This window comes from Nocardia sp. NPDC004068 (assembly GCF_042874315.1).
Lineage (GTDB): Bacteria > Actinomycetota > Actinomycetes > Mycobacteriales > Mycobacteriaceae > Nocardia.
In genome coordinates this window covers 286877-307932 of the sequence record NZ_JBIAMW010000007.1, presented here as the reverse complement: position 1 = coordinate 307932, position 21056 = coordinate 286877, and the positions used below count along the sequence as shown (strand labels likewise).

At 71.6% G+C, this 21056-nt stretch carries 1 protein-coding gene (cut by a window edge); it reads left to right on the top strand.

Annotated features, from left to right (window positions below; genetic code table 11):
• Positions 1-21056 carry the 3' portion of a hypothetical protein gene (locus tag ACFYTQ_RS20140; RefSeq protein ID WP_387362815.1) on the top strand. It extends 11005 nt beyond the left edge of the window, so only the last 21056 of its 32061 coding nucleotides appear in the window; the start codon falls outside the window, past its left edge; its stop codon occupies positions 21054-21056.

The window sequence follows — 21056 nt, the reverse complement described above, 5'->3', positions numbered from 1 at the left end:
AGGATCCGCCGACGACTCCGACGCGCCGCCGTTTCGCGCAGCCGGAGTCCGAGGACTCGCCCACCGGGCAGGCGGGGCGGGATCTCTCCGAGGGGCCAGCGGTTCGGCCGAGTGGACGGGATGTGCCGCGCGGGGACGGGTCTGTGCCGCTTGGGGATTCGAGTGCGGGTGAGGGGTTGCCGCGGCGGGGTGGAGATGATGCTCGGCCGTTGTTCGCGCCGCCTCGGGAGCATGGGGTCGGGGTGCGGGCTCTGGGGGAGTCGGTGGGGGCCGTCGGGGAGGCGCCGCACAGCCGGGTGTGGGATGCGGCGCGGGGTGTTTCGGACGGGGGCGGGCGTGCGGCGCGGGAGGGCGTCGTCGATGGGTCACGCCCCGTCGAGGCGAGGTCCGCGGACGCGGAGTCGGTGTCCCGACCGGCACGCCGTCTCGTCTCGCCCACACCGACGGCGGAGGTCACCGGGCCGCGGGCGGATGATGGGCGCCCCGATACGTTCGTCGATACCCGCGGGCGCTGCGGTGAACTCTCCCTGCACGAGCTGCGGCGAATGTTCGGACGCGACAGCGGGATTCGGCTGCCCGAGCGGCTGATCGGCGTCGAGGGGATGGCGCGGGAGGAGTTGATGGCGGCCGCGGGTGGGCGGCTGCGAGAGTTCGCCGATCACGCGGCGGTGGCGGACCGGCTGTCGGAGTTGGGCGATGGCGCGGCGGCGCTGGTGGTGGACGCCTATCGGGGGCCGGCCGATCGGTATGGGGTCGGTGCGCACGCCTATCTGCTGGTGAACGAGAACGGGCACATCGTGGTTCGCGATCCTTCGACGCGGGCCGCGCACGAGGATCTGGCGCGGCTGGCTCGCGATGTGCGGGGTACGGAGGCGATCGTCTTCGACCGCGACGGCAACCCGGTGGACCGCATCGACGAGGACACGCGCGACGCGTTGGCCGAGTCGGGCGCCGCGCGGTTGGGGCAAGCGGACTGGGTGGGTGTGGGGCGGTCGCTCGACGCCTATCCCGATCAGGTGCGGGAACTGGTGCGGCGCACCGAGACCGGGCGCGCCATGCTCGAACTGCGCGAACGGATGCCCATCGAGGAGCGGTTCGAACTCGTGCACCCGACCCTCCACGTGGCCGGCACGTTCAGCGGTGAGAACCACACGGCCACCGTGTACACGGCGGGCAACGACCATGTGCAGCAGGCCATGACGATGGTGCACGAACTGGTCCACGCCTCCCGATTCGTGGCGGGACGCGCGGGTGACGCCAGGACGCTCGGTCGCGACGAGTTCATCCGGGACCGGGTGGACGAGGAGGCCGCCTGCTTCCACACCGAAATGCTGTTCACCCGGGAACTGCGCGCGCTCGACGAGGGCCACGTGGTCCCGTCGACCGCCTACGAGAACGCGTACACGCGGCGCTACCGCGCCGAATCCGACCGGCTTCGCACCGATCCGGCGTTGTCCCCCGACGAGATCCACGATCGAGCCGACGCCGCGGCCCGCGCGGAGGCGCGCGAGGTCATCGAATTCGTGGACTGGGGCCACGGCGAGACCAACTACCACGACTACTACGGCAAGGCCTGGGACCAGGCCAATCCCTTTGCGGGACAGCACCAGACGCGTCCGCCGCACGAGGCGACGACCCCCGAGGCCGCCGAGCGCCTGCGCACCCACGGCCTGCGTTGGGGTTTGGACGTGCGCCGATCCCAGGACGCTTATGCCGAGGTCGCCCGCCTGTCCGAACTCCTCGGCGCCGAACCGTATCTGCCCGAGGCCGAGGCGCGCCGCACCGTCACCGATCGGCTCGCCGAGGTGGGCGAACGGCTGTCGGAACCCGGCATCGACGCGGAGACCGCCGCCCACCTCCGCCGCGAGGAACACACCCTGCGCGAATTGTCCGACGCGCTGGATCGGCGCGCGGACTACGAGTATCGCCTCGATCAGCACATGCGCGCGGCCCACGAACTGGCCGTCGCCGATGTGCTCGCGGCGGTGCGTCGAGATCATCCGGGCTCTATCCCGTTGGGCGACAGAGCGATTCTGCTTCCCGGCCACCCCGAACGCTTGATCGTCGCCGCCGAACCCGGCGGCCACGAGATCGCGCTGGCGCATCCGGACATCGCCGCGGCGCTGGCCCGAGTGGGCGCGGACGATGTCGACTACCGGACCGTCACGGTCGACGCCGAGGGCAATGTCTACGTCCGCGAGGTCGACGCCCCCGAACCACCCATACCGTTCCCCGCGCCGAGCGAGGTGTCCCCGCGATATCTGGCCGACACCGCCAGCCGCGAACGCCTCACCCGCGTCCGGGAACAGCTCGACGCCACCCCCGTGGGCGAATGGGTCTCCCGCGTCCTGTCCGACGAGGGCGTGGAGGTGCGGCACACCGCCGATCCGGACGAGCAGGGCTACCGCCCGTCCCAGCGTCGCGTGCTGCTCGACATCGGCCTCACCGACGGCGAGCAGGCCGCCGCGCTCATCCATCACGCCATCCACATCGAGGTCGCGCGGGCCCGGGAGACGCCGGGCGCGGCGCTGGAACGCTCGACCTGGCGGCGCTGGGAGTACGTCGACCTCATGGTCTCGGAGGAGACCAAGGCGCACGCGATGGAGATCATCTCCGTGGCGCAGCTGCGCCGCGCGGGTCTCGAGGTTCCGGAAGTGTTGGGGGAGCACGCGTTCCGGGACGCCTACGACGCCGCGGTCGAGGCGGCCCGCGAGCGTGGCGTGCCCGCCGCGGACCTGCCGCGCATCGGCGTCGAGGCCGGGATCGCGGCGCTGCGCCCGGAGGTCGAGAACTACGCCCCGCACGGGGAGACCTACGCCGAGAGCTACGGCGCCGCCTGGGACAGGGCGCACGCCGTGCAGACCTTCCGCGAAGAGGTGCTGGTGGCCCGGCTCGCCGCCGTCCGGGACGTCACCGACCTGGCGGTGCCCGGTCGGGAGCTGCCGCCGGGTGTGGCGAAGATGGCGATCGTCGGTCACGTCAACGGCGCCAGCCTGATCGAGGTCACCGTGCGCGACGCGCGGACCGCGGACGCCATCGCGCTGTCCGCTCTGGTCGGCCGCGTCTTCGGGCGCGACATCTCCGAGGCGTACGTCCACGGCGACGTGGTCTACCTGCGACGGCTCCCGCCCGGGACCGTCGCGGACATGCACGAGGACGAGTGGACGGCACGCAGTCTCGGCCTGCACGACGCGCTGGTGGGCGCGCCCGCGCGGGGCTCGGACCGGTGGGTGATCGACCCGGACGGGGGGCGCATCATCGGCGCGCTGACGACCCGTGCCTTCGATCCGGTCCTCACCCGCGACACGGTCAGCGAGTTCGCCGAACGATTCCTCCGGGTCGGCGCCGACGGCGGTGTCGAATTCCGCGACCACGACCTGGATCCGACGCAGCTGATCGACACCCGCCGTCAGCTCGAGGCGCTGCGCCCCGAGTTCGCCGCCCGCGGTCGCGAGGACTGGCACGACGTGCTGATGCGCCGGTTCGACGACATCGCCGCCCACGCCCGGCCCGCTGACACCGCGAACGCCTACGATCCGGGCGGCGGCCCCCGGATCGGCCGGGCATTGGACCCGGTGCCCGACCAGCTGCGAGACCTGTTGTCGCGCACCGAAACCGGGCGCGACATCCTGCGCGTGTTCGACGACGGGCTGATCCGGCAGCGGCTGGACGCCTCGGCGAACGACGAGGTGTACGGTGAATTCGAGTCCGCCGACTTGACCGCCACCGTCTACACGCGCGGGCGGAACCATCTCGAACAGGCGCTGGCACTCGCGCACGAGGCCATCCACGGCCGCTGGTTCCTCGACGGCCGCACCGCGATGCTCGAGGACCGGATCCTGGAACTGGACCGCCGATCGTTCGTGCGCGCGGTGCTCGACGAGGAGACGGCCGCCTTCGCGCAGGAGGCGAAGCTCGTGCGCGAGCTGCGGGAACTCGGCTTCGATATCGAATCCTCGCCGGTCGAGGTGGAGCGCGTGTTCAGCGAACGCTACGAGCGGGCGCTGGAGTTCTTCCGCGACGATCCGGCCTTGACCCCCGACCAGGCGCGCGAACAAGCGGAGACCGCCGCCACGCGCGCGGTGCGCGACATCGTCAAGAGTTATCGCGACCCGGCGGGCAAGACCTATGTCGACATCGCGCGGGAGATGTGGGACCACACGCACATCGAGGGTTCGGACGCGGGATATCGGCCGGAGGATCCGACCGTCGCCGAACGGCTGCGCCTCGAGGCGATGCATCGGCATTCCGAAGGTCTGCGGTCGCGGTCGCTGGCCACCGAGATCGACGCGATGGCCCAGCGACACGACATCGATTCCGGCCGTGACCAATTCGCGATGCGGCACGAGGTGGCCGAGCGGATCGCGGAACTGGACGCCGAACTGCGCGATCCCCGTACCGCCCCGGAACGCGCCGTCGAGATCCGTCGTGCCCAGCACGAACTCCGGGAGCTGGTGGACCGGCGGATGGAGTTCGAGAACCGCCGTGCCGGACTGTATTTCATCAATGACGCGGTGCACAGCATCGCGGTCCGGGATGTGCTCGACACGCTGTTGCGCGACAATCCGCGCGCCGAACTCGTGGACGGCCGCGCGGTGCTGGTACCGGGGCCGGGTGGTCAGGAGCGGCTGATCGTTCCGGCGCTGCGCGGTGATCATCACGAATTGCTGCGTCGGCCCGAAATCGCCGCGGAGGTCGAGGATCTCGGGCGCGATCATGTGGAGTTCGTCAATGTCGACGTGGACGGGATCGGCCGGATCCGGACCGAAACCGTAGCGGAACCGGACGATCCGATCGGTCGGGCGCAGAGCATGTTCGCGGTGGATCTGGCCTCGTCGGCATCGAACGCGCGGCTGCGCGAGATCACCGAGGCGCTGGCCGCGACCCCGGTCGGCGAATGGGCGACCGGCATTCTGCGCGGCACCGAGATCGCGCACACCGCCGATCCGGCCGAGCACGGGTATCGGCCGTATCGGGATCGGCTGGTGCTCGACATCGGATTGTCCGATGCCGAGCAGATGTCGGCGCTGGTGCATCACGCCATTCACGTGGAGGCGGCGCGGGCGCGGGAGGCGCGCGGCAGTGCCGGGGAGCTGATGCGGCTGGACCGCGAGTCCTATGTGGATCGGATGCTGGACGAGGAGACGCGGGCGCACGCGATGGAAATCGTTGCGGCGCGGCAACTTCGGGCGGCGGGGCACGAGGTTCCGGAGCCGGTGGGCGCCCGGGAGTACACCGTGGCGTTCGAGGAGGCGCGGGCGCGGGCGCGGCGCGACGCCGGGTACGGGGATCGTCCGGTTCCGCCGGAACTCACGCCGGTGATCGAGCGCACCGCGAACGACGCGGCGATGGACGCGTTGCGGCCGATCGTGAGAGATCATGTGGTTCAAGGCGTTTCGCATGCCGAGTTCTACCGGCGGGCCTGGGACGAAGCGCACGCGCGGTCCGAAGGGGACACGGATGGCGCGCGTGGTTCCGAGAGCGGCCGGGGCCCCAAGTTCCGCGCTCCCGACCCGCAATGGTCGGCGCACGACGACGCGACGCTGCGGGATTCGGCGGACGCGCTGCTCGAGCGGTTGCTGACACCGGAGGCGACGGCCCTGCTCGACGAGCTGAACCGCGGCCGCTGCGGGGAGCTGTCCCTGCGTGAGCTGGTCCGGATGTTCGGGCCGGATTCGGGAATTCGGTTGCCGGAGCGCACGGTCGGTGTCGAGGGCATGACCCGGGGTGAACTCGTCGCCGCGGCGGGTGGGCGGTTGCGCGAATTCGCCGACCATCGGGCGCTCGCGGATCATCTGCGCGGGTTGGAGCCCGGGGCGGCGGCCCTGGTCGTGGACATGTACCGCGGGCCGTCGGATCGGCACGGCGTCGGCGGCCACGCGTATGTGCTCGTTCACGAGGGCGGCGGCCGCATCGTGGTCCGCGACGCCGCCACCGGTGAGGTGCACGAGGATCTGTCCCGCCTGCCGAGCGATGTACAGAGCACCGAGGCGATCCTCTTCGACCACGAGGGCCGCCCGCTCTCCCGAGTCGACGACGCCACCCGCGCCCGCCTCGCCGCCGAGGCCGCCGCCGACCTCGCGCGCCCCGACCGCGACCGCACCATCGGCCAGTCCCGCGACGAACATCCCGCCGACCGCACCGCCCGCGAGGCCCGCGAACGCGCCGACCGGCTCCGCCGCGAATCCGACGCCGATCCCGGCAACTGGTTCAAACGCGAACTCGCCGTCCAGGCCGAATGGACCGCCCGCCAACACACCGACCTCGCCGACTGGCTGCACGACCTGACCGCCCACCCCGACACCGACCCGACCCGCCGTCGCTACGACCGCATCCTCCGCGAGGCCCACCTGGCCCACGAACGCGCCGAAGCCCTCCGCCGCCGCGCCGCGACCGAAATCGACGACTGGTTCACCCGCCAACTCGCCGACCACGAGGAATGGGTCGCCCGCCAACACGCCGAAATGGCCGCGTGGCTTCGGGATTCGATGGAGTCGCGGTCCGATTCCGAAGACGCACCGGATGTGCGGACCCCGGACGACGAAGCGCCCTCCGAGACTTCCGACGGCGAGAGGCCCGCTGAGGGGGAAGGAACCTCCGAGCCCGATACACGCGAGAGCGGAAATGTTGCCGCCGAGGACCGGCAGCCTACCGCGCCCGGGACGCGCGAAGACGTGACCGATGGCGAGTTGCCCTCTAAGGCAGGAGATTCCGAAGAGGCTCGGGCTGCCGAGGAAGGAGAGGACGCCTCCGCAGCGAGGACGCGCGAGGCCGAGGGTCCCTCGGAAACAAGAGTTCCCGAGGGAACTCGAGGCGGCAGCGAAGGAGAGGACGCCTCGGAACCGAGGACGCTTGAGGGCGAGGGGCTTTCGGAAACAGGAGATTCCGAGGGAACGCGGGGCGGCGACGGAGAGGTCGTCACCGAAACGGGGACGCGCGAGGCCGAGGGGTCGCCGGAGGAGGACGGGCGGCCTTCGGGTGCGCGTGCGACCGGGCGGTCCGAGTCGGCGGTGGAGACGCGGAGAGGCGATGGCGAAGCGGAGCGCTCCGGCGGAGATGCGGAAAGCGCTGGGCGGCAGGCGGCTCGGGAGCAGTTGGAGCGGGTCGAGGGGATTGCCCGGGAGGCGCGGGAGCGGGCCGAGCGGGCGCGGAGCGTGGCCGATGCCGATCCGGGGGATTGGCTGAAGCAGCGGTTGGCGGAGCAGGCGGAGTGGACCGCGCGGCAGCACGGTGAGATGGCGGACTGGTTGCGGGAGCAGGCGGGTGTCCCGGAGGAGGGAGCGGAGACCGGCTCTGTGACTGTGCCGCAACAGGTTTCGGGGGAGGCGCCCGGCGGGGACGCGGAGGCCCATGTGCGTCGGCCGCTGGACCAGGTCCGCAAGTTCCTGGCCGACCACGCGACCGCCCATCGCGACGACCCCGCCCCCCGGCATCCGGAGGAACTCGACGCCTACGCCCGCGAACTGATCGAGGTCCTCCGCCTCGACGAGGCCCTCACCGGCCACCCCGACCCCCTCTCGGCCCTCCAGGAACTCGCCGAAGCAGCCCGCGCCCGAGGCTTCGTCGACGACACCCCCGGCGAACAACCACGCCCCATGCGCTACCCGGAGGACCTGACCCCCCTCACCCTCGACGAGGCATACGGCGACGAGGAGTACTGGCTCCTCGAACCCAACCCCGACACCACCCCCGAACTCACCCCACCCCGCCCCCCAGCCGCCCTTCCCGAAGCGCCGCCGCACCCCGAGCCCACCTCCCCGAACTCGCAAACCCCAGAACTGAACAGGCAGTCCGGTCCCGACGCGAGAACCGACCCCACGAGCACCCGTCCCGATTCCGCAACCCTCCCGGACTCGGGAGCCGGAGAAACGAACAGGCATTCCGGTCCCGACTCGACGACCGACCCCACGGGAACTCGGCCCGATTCCACAACTCCCCCGGAATCGAGAGCCGGTGAACCGAACAGGCAGTCTGGCCCGGAGGCGGCGACTCGATCCGATGCCGGGACGGACCCCGCCGCGACCTCTCCGGACTCGTCACGTGAGCGAGCCGGGCGAACGAATAGGGAGTCCGGCCCGGAGACACCTCCCGAGCCGGGCGAAGGATCGAGCGACCGGACGGGTCCCGCTCCGCGACCGGACGCCGCCGGGAGCGACGAAAGCTCTGCCGCTCAGCGGAATTCGGCCCAGCCGGAAAACCGGGCGCCACAACGAATCTCCGATGATGAACTGCGCGAGCGGTTGCTGCGGCGGTTCGGTGTGCGGGAGGAGCAGCTCACCGGGGGCGATCGCGATCGGGTGTTGCAGGAGCAGAGGTTGCGGAATGCGGTGCGGGCGGGGGCCGTCGAGGCGCTGGCGGAGCATATCGGGCGGGTTGCGGAGGTTACCGAGCCTCGGCATCGGGGGCAGGTCGAGGCGACGCGCGATGGTTGGGCGCGGATGCTCGGTGTGGATCCCGCGGAGCTGCGCACGCCGGAGGGGGCCGCTCGGGAGCTGGCGCGGCTGCGGGCCGAGGTGCTGCGGGAGGCGCACGATATCGCCGATCTGGCCGCGCTGACCGCCGCGGATCGGGAGGCGCCCGCGGCCGGTGGGCACGATCTGGTGTTGCAGATCGGTGCGGATCGGGTGCATCTGCGGGCGGAGGCCGATGGCGAGGGCGGCTGGCGGGTCGTCGGTGACGAGCGGGTGCGGCGGCCGGACGAGTCCCCGGAGGAGGCCCCGGAGGCCGAGCCGAAGAAGTCGCTGTGGCGGCGGATCCTGGATCGGCTGCGGGAACCGCAGCTGCGCGAAACACCGCCCGCGCCTTCGGGTTCCGGGTCGGCGCTGGCGCAGCCGAGCAGCGAGTCGAACGCTCCGGCGACACCGGCGCATCCGCCCGCGCACGGGGCCGGGTACGACGTCGCCGACTTCATCCAGGGCCTGTCGGGCGCCTCGGAGGTGCTCAAGAAGCTGCCCATCGGCCTGGCCGTCGAGCTGATCACCTTCTATCAGAACCGGGAAAAGCTGGGCGACTTCCTGTTTCACCGCCACCACGAGAGCGAACTGCCCGCGGCCTACCGCACCGACAGCGCCGAATACGAGTACTGGCGCGAACAGGCCGATCCGAAACTGCTGCGGCAGGTCGAACTCTCCCCGGAACAGGCCGCCCGCTGGGGCGGACCCCGCGAAGACGGCAACGCCGCACCACACCGCCCACCCGAGAACCCCACGCCCCCCGAACCTTTCGAACGACCCGCCGCGGGCGACGAATACCGCCCCGACGATTCCGAGAGTCGGGCCCTGCGGAACTGGCTCGACGAGGTCGACGCCCTGCATCAGCAGCGGGCCGACGTCGCCGCGACGATCGTGGCGCTGGCCCGCAACTACGGTCTGGATCTGCCCGACCTCGGCCACGAATCGGTCCGCCGCGCGATCGAACACCTGGAGTACCAGATCGCGCGGCGGGGCGCGGCGATCGAGGGCCTGCTCGGCGCGACCCGGTGGTACAACGCCGAGGACGCGCTGATCCCGTACAGCCACGAGATCGATTCCCTCACCAACGATCCGCTGAACCGTTTCCTCCAGGAACTGGTCATCGCGAACGAGGGCGACGCCAACTTCCTCAACTGGGGCGGCATCAAGAACAAGACCGCCACCCCGCCGCCGGTCTGGACCGAACTCTTCGACGATCAGGGCCGTCCCCGCGAGGGCGGGCTGCGGCTGTACTTCGAGGAGGCGTTGCGCCGCGAGCAGATTCGCGAACAGCGCGCCACCTGGGAAGATCTGCTACCCGACGATATCTCCCGCGATCCGGCACGGCTGGCGGAGACGATCGAGGGGCTGCGCAGCGGCACCGAGGACCGGATGAACGCCCTGCGGCGGCTGCGCGAGCTGGCCGCCGACTACCGCGATCTGGACGAGCGGTATCGCGAAACCGGGGAAACCCTGGTCGATCTCGCCGCCACCGAATGGCTGCGACACGGCGAGGGCGGCCAGCGTGTCGAACCGGGCGTCTGGCACGTCGACGGGCAACCCGCGCGCCTGGTGATCGTGGACACCGGCCTAGGGCACGACGAGATGCTGGCCCGAACCCTGGCCGCGCACCCCGAACACGCCGACGCCGTGAATCGCGGCGACCTGGTGCCGGACTACCGCATCGGCTGGGTGGACCCCGACGGCAATGTCCGCATCGCCCGGCTGGAAGCGCCGCAGGCGCGGTTCTTCGAGGACGAGATCGACGGCCGACCGGTGCGGGTGACCCTGCTCCGCGAGGGCGAGGGTCCGTGGCGACCGGTCCAGCCGACCACCGAACCTGACGCGCCGTCCGTGCCGGAACACGCCGCGCCCGAGCCGGTTTCGTCGCCCCGGCCCCGCACCGATGTCGAAAACGACATTCGCGCCCTGGCCGACCGGCTCGGCCTGGACGCCGACCGGCTGCTCGACCGTCCCGGTACCGGCCTGCTCGCCGAGGAGCGCCTGCGAAACGCGGTGCGGGCGGCGCAGATCGAGGCCCTCGTCGACTATGTCCGCAGTGCCGGAGCGATCGAGGAGTTCAACAATGTCGGCCTGGCGCGCGGGACGCTGGCCCGGCGACTCGAGATCCCCGCGCGCGACCTCACCGGGGAACGGCTGGCCGAGACCTTGGCCGACCCGCACCTGGGCGCCACCCGCCGCAACCGAATCGTCAAGGCGCTCACCGACTACGCCGCGCAGATCCGCGGCATCGACGCCGACGCCGTCGACGCCGCCCGCGACCGGCTCGCCCGCCGCCTGGGCGTCGAGCCGGGCGAGTTGCATCCCCGCAAGTTCGACGACGACCTGCGCAAACTCGAACCCGACCCGGACGGCCTCGATCCGAAGAAGCTGTCCCGCGCGATCGCGAACGTCGCACACCGCACGGGCGGCGACGCCGAGACCCGATTGCGCACGGCCCTGGACGAATTCGCGCGCACCCTGATCGACCGCGACCCCACCCAGCGGGTCTGGGAGGGCGATCGCACCGCGGATCCGCGACTGGTCGGCGCGGGTTCGCCGACCCGCAGCGAGACCGCCTTCACCGAACTGCGCGCGATCCTGTCCGAGGTGACCGGAACGCACGAGCTGGCCGCAGAACGGTTGACGACCGTGCTGCTCGACCGCACGCTCACCCGGGCGCGGCGCAACCGGCTGATCGACGCGCTGACCGACTGCTTCCACGAGATGCGCTACGCCGATCGCGGGGCGGCGCTCATCGCGCGGGACCGGTTGGCGCGAGAGCTGGGACTGAAGGCGCGCGACCTGTACGGCAGCCGCCTGGACAACGACTTCCGCCGCACCGACGATCCGCGCGGCATCGGCACCCGAAAACTGAAGCGCGCCATCGACAAACTGGTCCGGCGCGCCGACGGCCCGGCCGACGTCGCTCATCTCACCGAGCCCCTGGCCGCGTTCGTCCGCGCGATCGTGGCCGCGGAACCGGCCCCGGCCCGGCACCCCGACGCCGGTCGGCTCGCCGCCCGCGCCGAACATCCCATTCGCGACGACGCGGCGGTGGCGCATCTGCGCGAGGTCGTGGGCGATCTGGTGGGCTTCGCGGATCTGCTCGACGGCCGTGTGGGCCTGCCCGCGGAGAACGGCGTGAACCGCGACTGGGCGCGCATCATCGGCGTGGACGCGGCGGGCGAGGAACTCGCCGAGCACATGGGCCGATACGAGGAGTTCCGCGCGGGCACGAGCGAGGAACACCGCGACCTGACCGCCGAGGAGCGGGAGGCGCTCGACGCCGAGCTGCGCGCCGATCTGCGGGAGCGGATGGAGAAGTACATCAAGGCCTACGACGCCTTCCGCGACGGCGTCATCGAGGACCACGAGCGGCTCTCCGCCGAGGAACTCGCCGAGGTGCATTCCGAACTGCGCGGCGAGGTGCGCGACCGCGCCGCCGCGCTGAACGAACTCGGCGCGCTGCTCGACGAGCATCGCCGCGCCAGCGCCGACGACCGCCGCGACGAACTGCTCGCGGCCGCCCGCGCACGGACCGAGGCCGAGGAGCGGTTGCGGGCCGCCATCGACGAGGTGGATCGCGCGGAGGGCGACGCCCAGCGCCGCGGCGACCGCGTCTCCCGCGAGACCCTCGACTGGGACGTGGTCACCGATCCCGATCGGCTGGCGGAACTGCTCGAGCGCCTGCGTAATCAGACCATGGCCCACGGGGACGAGGCGCGCCGCCGCCTGGCCGCGTTCGACGAGTTGGAAGACGCGGCCGCCGACCACCGCGACGCCGTCGACGATCTGGCCCGCGCCGACGCCGCGATGGCGCGCACTATCGAGCACGACGCCCTGACCGAGGCGGGCGCGCACGTCCTGTTGGGCGAGCACCGCGCCGGGATCATCGAGGGCCATCCGCGCCGCGTCGCGGTCGTGGTGTGGGGCGAGGAAGAGGGTCCGCACGGCATTCTCGACAACGCCGCCGCGCTGCACCCGGAGATCGGCGAGATCGCGGGACCGAATCGCGACAATGTGGTGATCCTGCGGCTGTCCGTCGACGAGGACGGCACCATCGTCGTCCGCCGCGAGGACCCGCCAGACCCCGAACCCCCCGCCGGTTCCGCACCGCGCCCCGAACCCGACGAGCCGAGCTCCGGTGGCGGCGCGCAGCGACCGCCGGGCGAAACCGCTTCCGGCGAAGGCGAATTCGTTCCGGAGGGCACCGCCGGTGCGGGTGATCGTGGCGGTTCCGGGGCCAACGGTGGGCGGCCGCCCGCTCCGCCGACGGGCGGTGAGCCGCCGTCGGACCGTTGGACCACCCAGGGCGAGCCGCGACCGTTCGAGCCCACCGGCCAGGCCGGGCGGTTCGCCGAACTCACGGCACGGATCGCCGAGCGGGTCGCCGAGCGCGATCGGCTGCTCGGGCGGGCGCGGGAGTTGGCCGAGGCGTTGGGGATTCGCGGTGAGCTCGGGGGCGAGGATCTGGATCGCCGAGTCCAGGAGATTCGCGATGCCCATCGGACGCGGATCGAGGAGTTGAACGGGCGTTCGGTGACGGGTCCGGAGCTGGTCACCCACTTCGACGAACTGCGCGCGGCCCAAGAGCGTTTCGAGGAGGTCAGCGGGCACGCGCGGCAGGTGACGCGGGTGCTCGGCGAATACCACGCGGCCGCGGCCGAAGTGGCGGCGCTGCGCGGTGAGGCGGCCACCGCCGCCGCCTTGGACGTGATCGCGGCCGAGCACGCCACCCCGGTGCGCGGCAACGATCTGGTCGCCTACCTGCCCGGCGAACCGACCCGCATCCTGGTCGTCTCGCCCGCGAGCGAGCCCGATCACCTGCTCGGCCGCGATCTCCGAGAGTCGTTGGCGCAACAGGGGATCGAGGTCGTCTACCGGCAGACCCGCGTCGACGAGGCGGGTCACGCGAGCGTCGTCGATCTGCGCCCACCGGATCACCCCGCGCCCGCCGCCCGGCCCGACGAGCCCGCGGCGACACCGGACCGGGAAGGCGAACCGCGCCAGAGTGATTCACCCGATGCCTCGGCCGCCCGCGCCGCGCACGAGGAGCTCCAGCAGCGGCTCGAGGAACTCAACGAACAACGCCAGGATCTGATCCGCGACCGCGAGACGATGGTGCGCCGCCGCAACGCCCTGGCCGTCGGCCTCGGCATTCCCGACGCGGACAACTGGGCCGCGCTACGACCGGAACGCCTCGGCGACACCTTGCAGGAGGTGCGCGAACGGCACGGCGTGCAGGACACCGACGAACTCGAGCACGTCGTGGAACTCATTCGCGTGGTCGAACGGATCAGCGGCACCGACGAGGATCTGGGCTGGCTGGAGAGCGAGATCCGCGCGGTGCGCCGCGACGAATCCCCGCGGGCCGAATACGAGCGGCTGGTCGAGCGCTGGCACGAACTCACCCGCGAACGCGAATTCCTGCGCGTCAAGCGCGACGAGCGCGCCGAACTGCGCGACGCGGCCGGGCTCGCCGGAGAAGCGCTGGAGCGCAGGGTCCTCGAGCTCTTCGAGAAGACCCAGGCCCGGTCCATCCGCATCCCGGCCACCCTCGACACGCCCGAACGGATCGTGCACCAGCAGATGGCGCCGTCCGAAGTGGCGTTGCGGCGCAGGGGGATTCGCAAGCTCGTCGAGACCGTGGAGGCGTTCAACCGCATCGATCAGGCGGTCGCGGACGTCGAGGCGCGACTGACCGAACTACGCGACGCCGGTGTCGGCGAGGGCCGTCCGCTCTCGCCCGAGGTGACCCGGGAGATCCTGCGGCTGGGCGCCGAACGCGCCGAACTGTTCCGCGAGCAGTTCAACAAGGCCCGCCGCTCCATGCTGGAGGACCTGGCGGAACGACTGACCGAGCACGGCGTCCCCGTGCGCGCGGAGGATCTCGGCCCGGACCCCGCCACGGTGGATCGCGTCCTGGCCGAAGCCCGCACGCGCGCAGCCGAATTCGACGATCCTGAGATCCGCGACCGGCTGCTGCGCTGGCTGGACAATCTCGGGGACGCCGCCCACGACGTGATCCGGGTCGACAACGCCATGGGCCGCCTCGACGACGAGGCCGGGCGGGTCGCCGGACGGTGGCACGATCTGCTCACCGAGGAGGGCGCGCGCATGGTGACCGATCTGGTCGCCGTCGTGGACGGGGAGCCGCCGCGGCTCATCGTGCTCGGGCCGCGCGCGGATCTGGATCATCCCACCGCCGACCACGATCGGGCGCTGGCCGAGGCGATCCTCACCCACGCGGAGATCGCGCACCTCATGACGCTGCGGCCGGAGATCGAATACCGGCAGATGATGGGCGGACTGTGGGACGTGCGATCCGAGCCGCTGCCCCCGCCGCGCGTGGAGGTCATGGAAACCGGCTGGTTCCGCGGCGAACCCGGTATGCGCGTCACGCGCTGGCGCGACGGCGAGGGCGAATGGCGTTACGTGGATCCGACGCGTCCGCAGTGGCGCACGAACCGCGATCAGACCGTCCCCGACCCCTACGATCCGGGCAATCCGGACTGGTGGGGCGGGCTGGTCCACTACATCAACACGCTCGCGCTGCCGTTCACCGATATCCCGCCGGGCAAGATTCCGCTGGACCTGCTGCCGTTCAACGCGCTCGGCGTGGAGGGCAAGTTCTTCCGCGGCGACATACCCGACGAGGACATCCTCAGCCTGCACATCGGCGGCGAGATCAATGCCGTGCAGCGCAATCTGCGCAATCTCATGATGGCGCTGCAACATCCGCGCGTGGAGGCGTGGATCCAGCGGCATCCGGGGATCGGCGACTTCCTCGACGCCCACCCGGGACTGAAGAAGGTGCCGCCGTTCTCGACCATGTGGTCCGGCGTGGAGTGGCATCAGCGCTCGCAGTACGACGTGCAGCAGATGTTCCCGCGCCGCGATCCGGCCGACCACACGCTGGCCCCCGATCGCGCGGAACTGCCCGATCACATGCAACGGCTGATCGATCGCACCCGCGAGAACCCGGACGGGTTCCGCGACGAGCAGCGGCGGCGCGCCGCCGAGGACGTGGTGGCGCGGATCCGCCGCGAACTGGTCGACGGCGGGTCGCGGATCGATCCGACCCGCGGGGACGTGCCCGAGCAGGTGCGGCGCGTCGACGCCCGCATCGACGATCTGGCGGGTCGCCTGGCCGACGCCTTCCACGCGAATGACCCACGGGCCGTGCGTGATACGGTCGCCGACATCCAGCACCGGCTGCTGGAACTCCAGGACCGGGGCCGCATCGCCGACGCCGATATCGACGCGATCGTGACCGAACTCGCGCCGCATATGCGCAGCGATCACGCGAGCGGTGATCCGGTGCTGGATCAGTGGCGGCTGCTGTCGTGGACCGATCGGGAGTACGAGCGGTTCCGCGCCGATCCGCAGCTCGCGGACAAGATCTTCGAGGGGCTCGAACGGCATCGTCGTAATCAGCGGGTGTTCGCGGCCCGCGAGATCCTGGGCCGGATCCGGGCCGAACTGATCGAGGGTGTGCCCCACGAGCTGACCCGCGCCGACGCGGGGGAACGGCTGGAGCGCTACCTCGAGAACTACATCGACAAGTACTCCGACACCGAACAGCGCAAGCTCGGCGACGCGTTCGACACCGAGGATCGGAACCTGGTGCGCGACACCGTCTTCGAGCTGCGCGAGCGGCTGCTGCGGATGCAGGAGAACGGGCGGATCAGCGACCGGGACATCCATCGGATCGCCGAGGAACTGGCCGACGGGCATCCGCCGCTGCGGGCGGACTACATGACCGGCGCGGACGAATTCGCGCCGCCGACGTTCACCCGCGAGCAGATCCGGCAGATCCTCGATCACCTCATGGTCGACGAGCATCTGGTGCGTGACCCCTACGATCCGGCCGGGCGTTTCGTGCGGCGGCGGATGGATCAGGTGGCCGACGTCGCCGAGGCGATCAACCGGCTGCTGACCGTGGAGCCGTTGCCGGAGAGGGTGATTCCGCGACTGCGGCGGCCGTTGCAGCAGGACATCGTGTTGTTGCACGACGCGCTGGCCGAATCGGAGTACGAGCGGAATCCGGCCCATCAGCGCGCGGGCAAGACCTGGTACGACGCCAACGCCCACGCGGTCGGCGAGGGCTACCACTGGGACGCGGACCGGCCGCCGTTCACGGGCTGGCGCCGGGATCTGGAGTACAACTCCTATCTCGCCGAGTTGCTCGAACTGCCGCGGGCGCAGGAACGGGCCGAGCGGGCGGCCGAGGCCGTGGCGGCCGCCGCGCGGGCGGTGGGCGTCGACCCGGACGCCGCGGTGGCCGCGTACCGGTCGGCGGATCGGAAGCGATGGTTCGCGGATCTGCGTGCGGCGCATCCGGATTCGGTCGAGCGGGTCGACGCGCTGGAACGTGCGGCCCGCGAGCGGGTGGAGGCGGACGCGCACCTGGGTCGGGTGCGGGCCGGGCTGGAGGGGTCGGCGCTGTACCAGGGGCGGCACGAGCTGTCGTCGTTCCTGCCGCGAGACCGGTATCGCAACGAGTTGCCCGCCGCGCGGGAGCGGTGGCGGTCGGCGTCGGCGGAACTGGAGAGCGCGGCCGAGGCGCTGGGACTCGATCCGGTGGCCGCGCTCATCGGGCGGGAGTTCGGTGGGGACGAGTGGTTCGCGAATCTGCGTGCGGCGCAGACGGATTCGGGGGAGCGGGTGGACGCGCTCGAGCGGGCGGTGCGCGACTACGTCGACGCCGACGATCATCTGGATCGGCTGGAGGAGGCATTGCGGCGCACCGAGCCGGGTGCGGAGCGATCCGATCACGAGCTGGAAAGCGCCGAGCCGCAGCGGAATTCGCTGCCGTCGCCGCAGGAGGAGACCGCGCTGGTGCGCGAGCGGCTCGAGGCCGAACGCGCGCGGCTGGAGCGCGCCGAACACGCCGTGGACGACGCCGCGCGGTACTTCCCCGTCGACCCCCGCGCGGAGCTGCGCGACGAGGACCAGCTCCCCGGCTGGATGGACGAGGTGCGCGCCCGCACCCGCGAACTGCCCACCCTCGACCTGTGGGAGGAGCGCGCCCGCGCCCTCGAGGACGCCGCCCGCGAATACCTGCGCGCCCGCGACGCCGTCGCCGACCTCGAACAGCACCTGCACCGGCTCGAGGCCCGCTTCGGCCCGGAGATCGTCGAGAGCGAACTCGGCGTCTTCTACGAACACCGTTACGGCGGCGGCAACGAACACGGCATCCACGCCTGGGTCAGCCGCTCCGGCATCGCCCAGATCGAAATCCGCGTCGGCCCGCACACTCCCGACGGCGGCACCATGTTCCGAGACATGATGCACGCCATCGCCCCCCACATCATCCACATCGACGACACCTGGAACGCGGGCCCCCGCCTCTCCGACAACCTCGACTCCTTCAACGCGGGCATCCAGGAACTCCTCCTCACCCCGGAAGAGGCCGCCCGCAACACCTTCACCGGGCGGCTGGCGGCGGAGTTCGGGTTCACGGAGGTCACGGTCCAGCAGCTGGAGGGGCCGCTGGGGGAGAACACGGGAGCTTCGGTTCGCTTCAGCCGGCCGGGGACGCATGTGGTTCCGGAGTCCGGGCCGACTCGTCCGGGTGAGCCCGCGGAGGAGACGCGCGATGGCGACACCGAGGCAAAGCCCCAGGGGGCCAGCGCTTCCGGTGACAAGGCCGAGCCGGGCGGTTCCGGGGAGGGGAGTGCCGAGTCGGGGCTGCGCGAGGTTGCGGTGTCCCGCGACGACGGGGACGGCGATCATGCGGCCGAGGAGGTCGGTGCCGCCGATGCCGAGGAGGAGGGGCGCGACCGGAGCGGCGTGGCGCGGGAGTCCGGAAAGACCGAGGTGTTGCCGGGTGGTGACGAGCGGGATGACGGGGTGACGGCAGGCCGGACCGAGGGGACTGGTGAGGGCGATACCGATGGGGGTACGAGACGGCCCGTGGACCAGGACGGGGGCTCGTGGGAGATGGGTGTGCGCTGGGCCGGGGACGGCGAGGCCGGATCCTCGGACGTCGGGGACGGTTCGGATCGGAAAGCCGAAGGCGGAGAAGAGGATAGCGAGCCGGTTCAGCCGCCCGGTGCCGGTGACCACGAGCGTTCGCGCTCCGGGGACGACTCGGGACGAGACGGAGATTCGCGTGTTCGAGCACGCGGGACGCGCTCCGCTGACGACGATGCCTCCCGTCAACCCGGCGAGACGGACCCCGGCGACGGCCGTCACCGCCGCCGCCCGGCCGCACCCGGCCAGGACGGGCAACCCGAGCTGTACGTGATGTCCCGAATCCCGCACCCCCCGCACTTCTTCGACGTCGAAATGCCCGACGACGAATGGGACGTGCCGACCCTCGTAGCCCCCGACATCGATGTCCCCCAACAACCTTCGCGGCCCGAGCCCCCCGCTCCCCACGACTCGCCCACCCCATCCCCTAACACACCCACGCACGCATCCGCCCGAACCCCCGAGCCCCCCGCCACCCCGGCACGCCCGGACCCTTCGCAGGCACCCAACCCAACTCAGCCTCCACATACCCCCACACCCCCACCCCTCCCGCAGCCTCCCCAGGAGCCCACCCCACCCCACCTCCCGAATCCTCCCCACCTCCCGGAAGCCCCGAATCCGCCCGAGCCACCCCAGATTCCAGGCATCCCCGGATGGCCTCATGCCCCGCACCTCCCGGAAGTGCCGAATCTGCCTGAACCACCTCAGGTTCCGGGCACTCCCGGTTGGCCTCACGCGCCTCATCTTCCGGAAGTGCCGAATCCGCCTGGACCACCTCAGGTTCCGGGCGCTCCCGGGTGGCCCTCTGCGCCGCACCTTCCGGAAGTGCCGAATCTGCCTGAGCCACCTCAAGTTCCGGACGCTCCCGGATGGCCTCATGCGCCGCACCTCCCGGAAGTCCCGAACCTGCCCGAGCCGCCCCAGGTTCCAGGCACTGGATGGCCCCACCCGCACAACCTTCCGGAAGACCCGGGTCTGCCCAAGCCCCCGGGTGCGCCTGGTCGGCCCCAGCCGCCGCAGCTTCCGGAACCGCCGAGTCTCCCGGAGCCGCCGCGGCTTCCGGGCACCTCTGGTCACCCGAGCCAACCGCACCTGCCCCAGATGCCCGGCCTCCCAGGCTCTCCGGAGTCGCCCGTCATTCCCGGCGCACCACGGGTGCCCGGCGCGTCCGGTTGGCCGAGTCCATCGCATCTTCCAGACCTGCCGGAACTCTCGGGTACGCCGGGTACTCCCGATGTGCCACAGGGGCCTGGCCCGACTGGTTGGCCGGACCCACACCAAACGCCCGAAGCACCGGGATCTTCAGGGGTTCCGGGTACTTCCGACGCACCACGGGCCCATGGTGATCCGGGTTGGCCGGACCGGCTGCGGCTACCCGAGGTGCCAGGCTGGCCGGGACCTTCGGACCCGCCGAGCGCTCCCGACGTGCCGCGGCTTCCCCGCGTCCCCGGTCACCCTGGTTGGTCGGAGTCGTCGCAGCTTCCAGAGGGTTCGGGCCTCCCTGGGCCTTCGGACGTGCCGAGCGCTCCCGATGTGCCGCGGCTTCCGCGCGTGCCGGGTGGCGGTGGTTGGTCGGAGCCGTCGCAGCTTCCTGAGGGTTTGGATCTCCCTGGAGCTTCTGACACCCCAAGCGCTCTCGACGTGTCGCGGCTTCCGCGCGTCCCCGATATGGCTGGTTGGTCGGGGCACTCGCAGCTTCCTGACGGTTTGGGCCTCCCTGGGTCTTCGGACGTGCCGGGTGCTTTCGAATCGCCGCGGGATTCCGGGGTGAAGGGTGCGGCTGGTTGGCCTGGGGGATCGCAAGGGGTGGGGAGTCCGGCGAATGGTTGGGCCGGTGGGGCTGGGGCGCAACCACAATCGGCAGGGTGGAGTCCGAATGGTGGGGCGGCCGGGCCGTCTGTGATGCCGAATCCCGCTGGGCCGTATGGTGATTCGCAGCCGGTGCCGCGGGGGCCCATGCCTGCCGCGCCGCCTTGGTTGGAGCATGGTGGGGACGGGGCCGGGGGGTCCGGGTATCAGGCGTGGCAGCAGGACGGGGGCGGGTTGCAGCCGTGGCGGCAGGAGGGGATTTCGTATGGGCCGGGGCAGTGGCAGGGGGATGGTGGGCAGGGGCAGGCGCCGCCGGTTGCGCCGCCGCCGGTGCTGCCGCCGCCGGGGATGATGCCGCCGCCGGTGCCGTCGGCGGCGGGGGCCTCGGGTGGGGGATCGGGGCGGTGGAAGCCCGAAAGACGTTCCGCTGCTGAGCAATTGGTGGTGCAGTCCGCTGACGGGAGTGGCGGGCCGGCCGCGTTCGATACCGCCACGGGGCGGCTGCACGGGCTTGCCGCCACCGTGGGACCGGTGACGGGGATCTATGGCCGGTTCGGGGAGACGACGGGTGTGCTCTATCGGTGGGGCGGGCGGTTGCAGTTGTGGGTCGACGGGCGGGGCATCGATCTGGAGGACGAGGCCGTGCGGGTGTATTGGGGGCGGTCGGACGCCACGCACGCGTGGTTCCAGGTGGGCGTGTCGGGGGTGTGTGTTTTCGATGCGCGGTACCCGTTCCCGGGGGCGGAGTTGGACTTCGGGCGGGTGGTCGAGCAGATCGTGGTGGATCCCGAGCGGCGGGCGGGGATCTTCCGATGA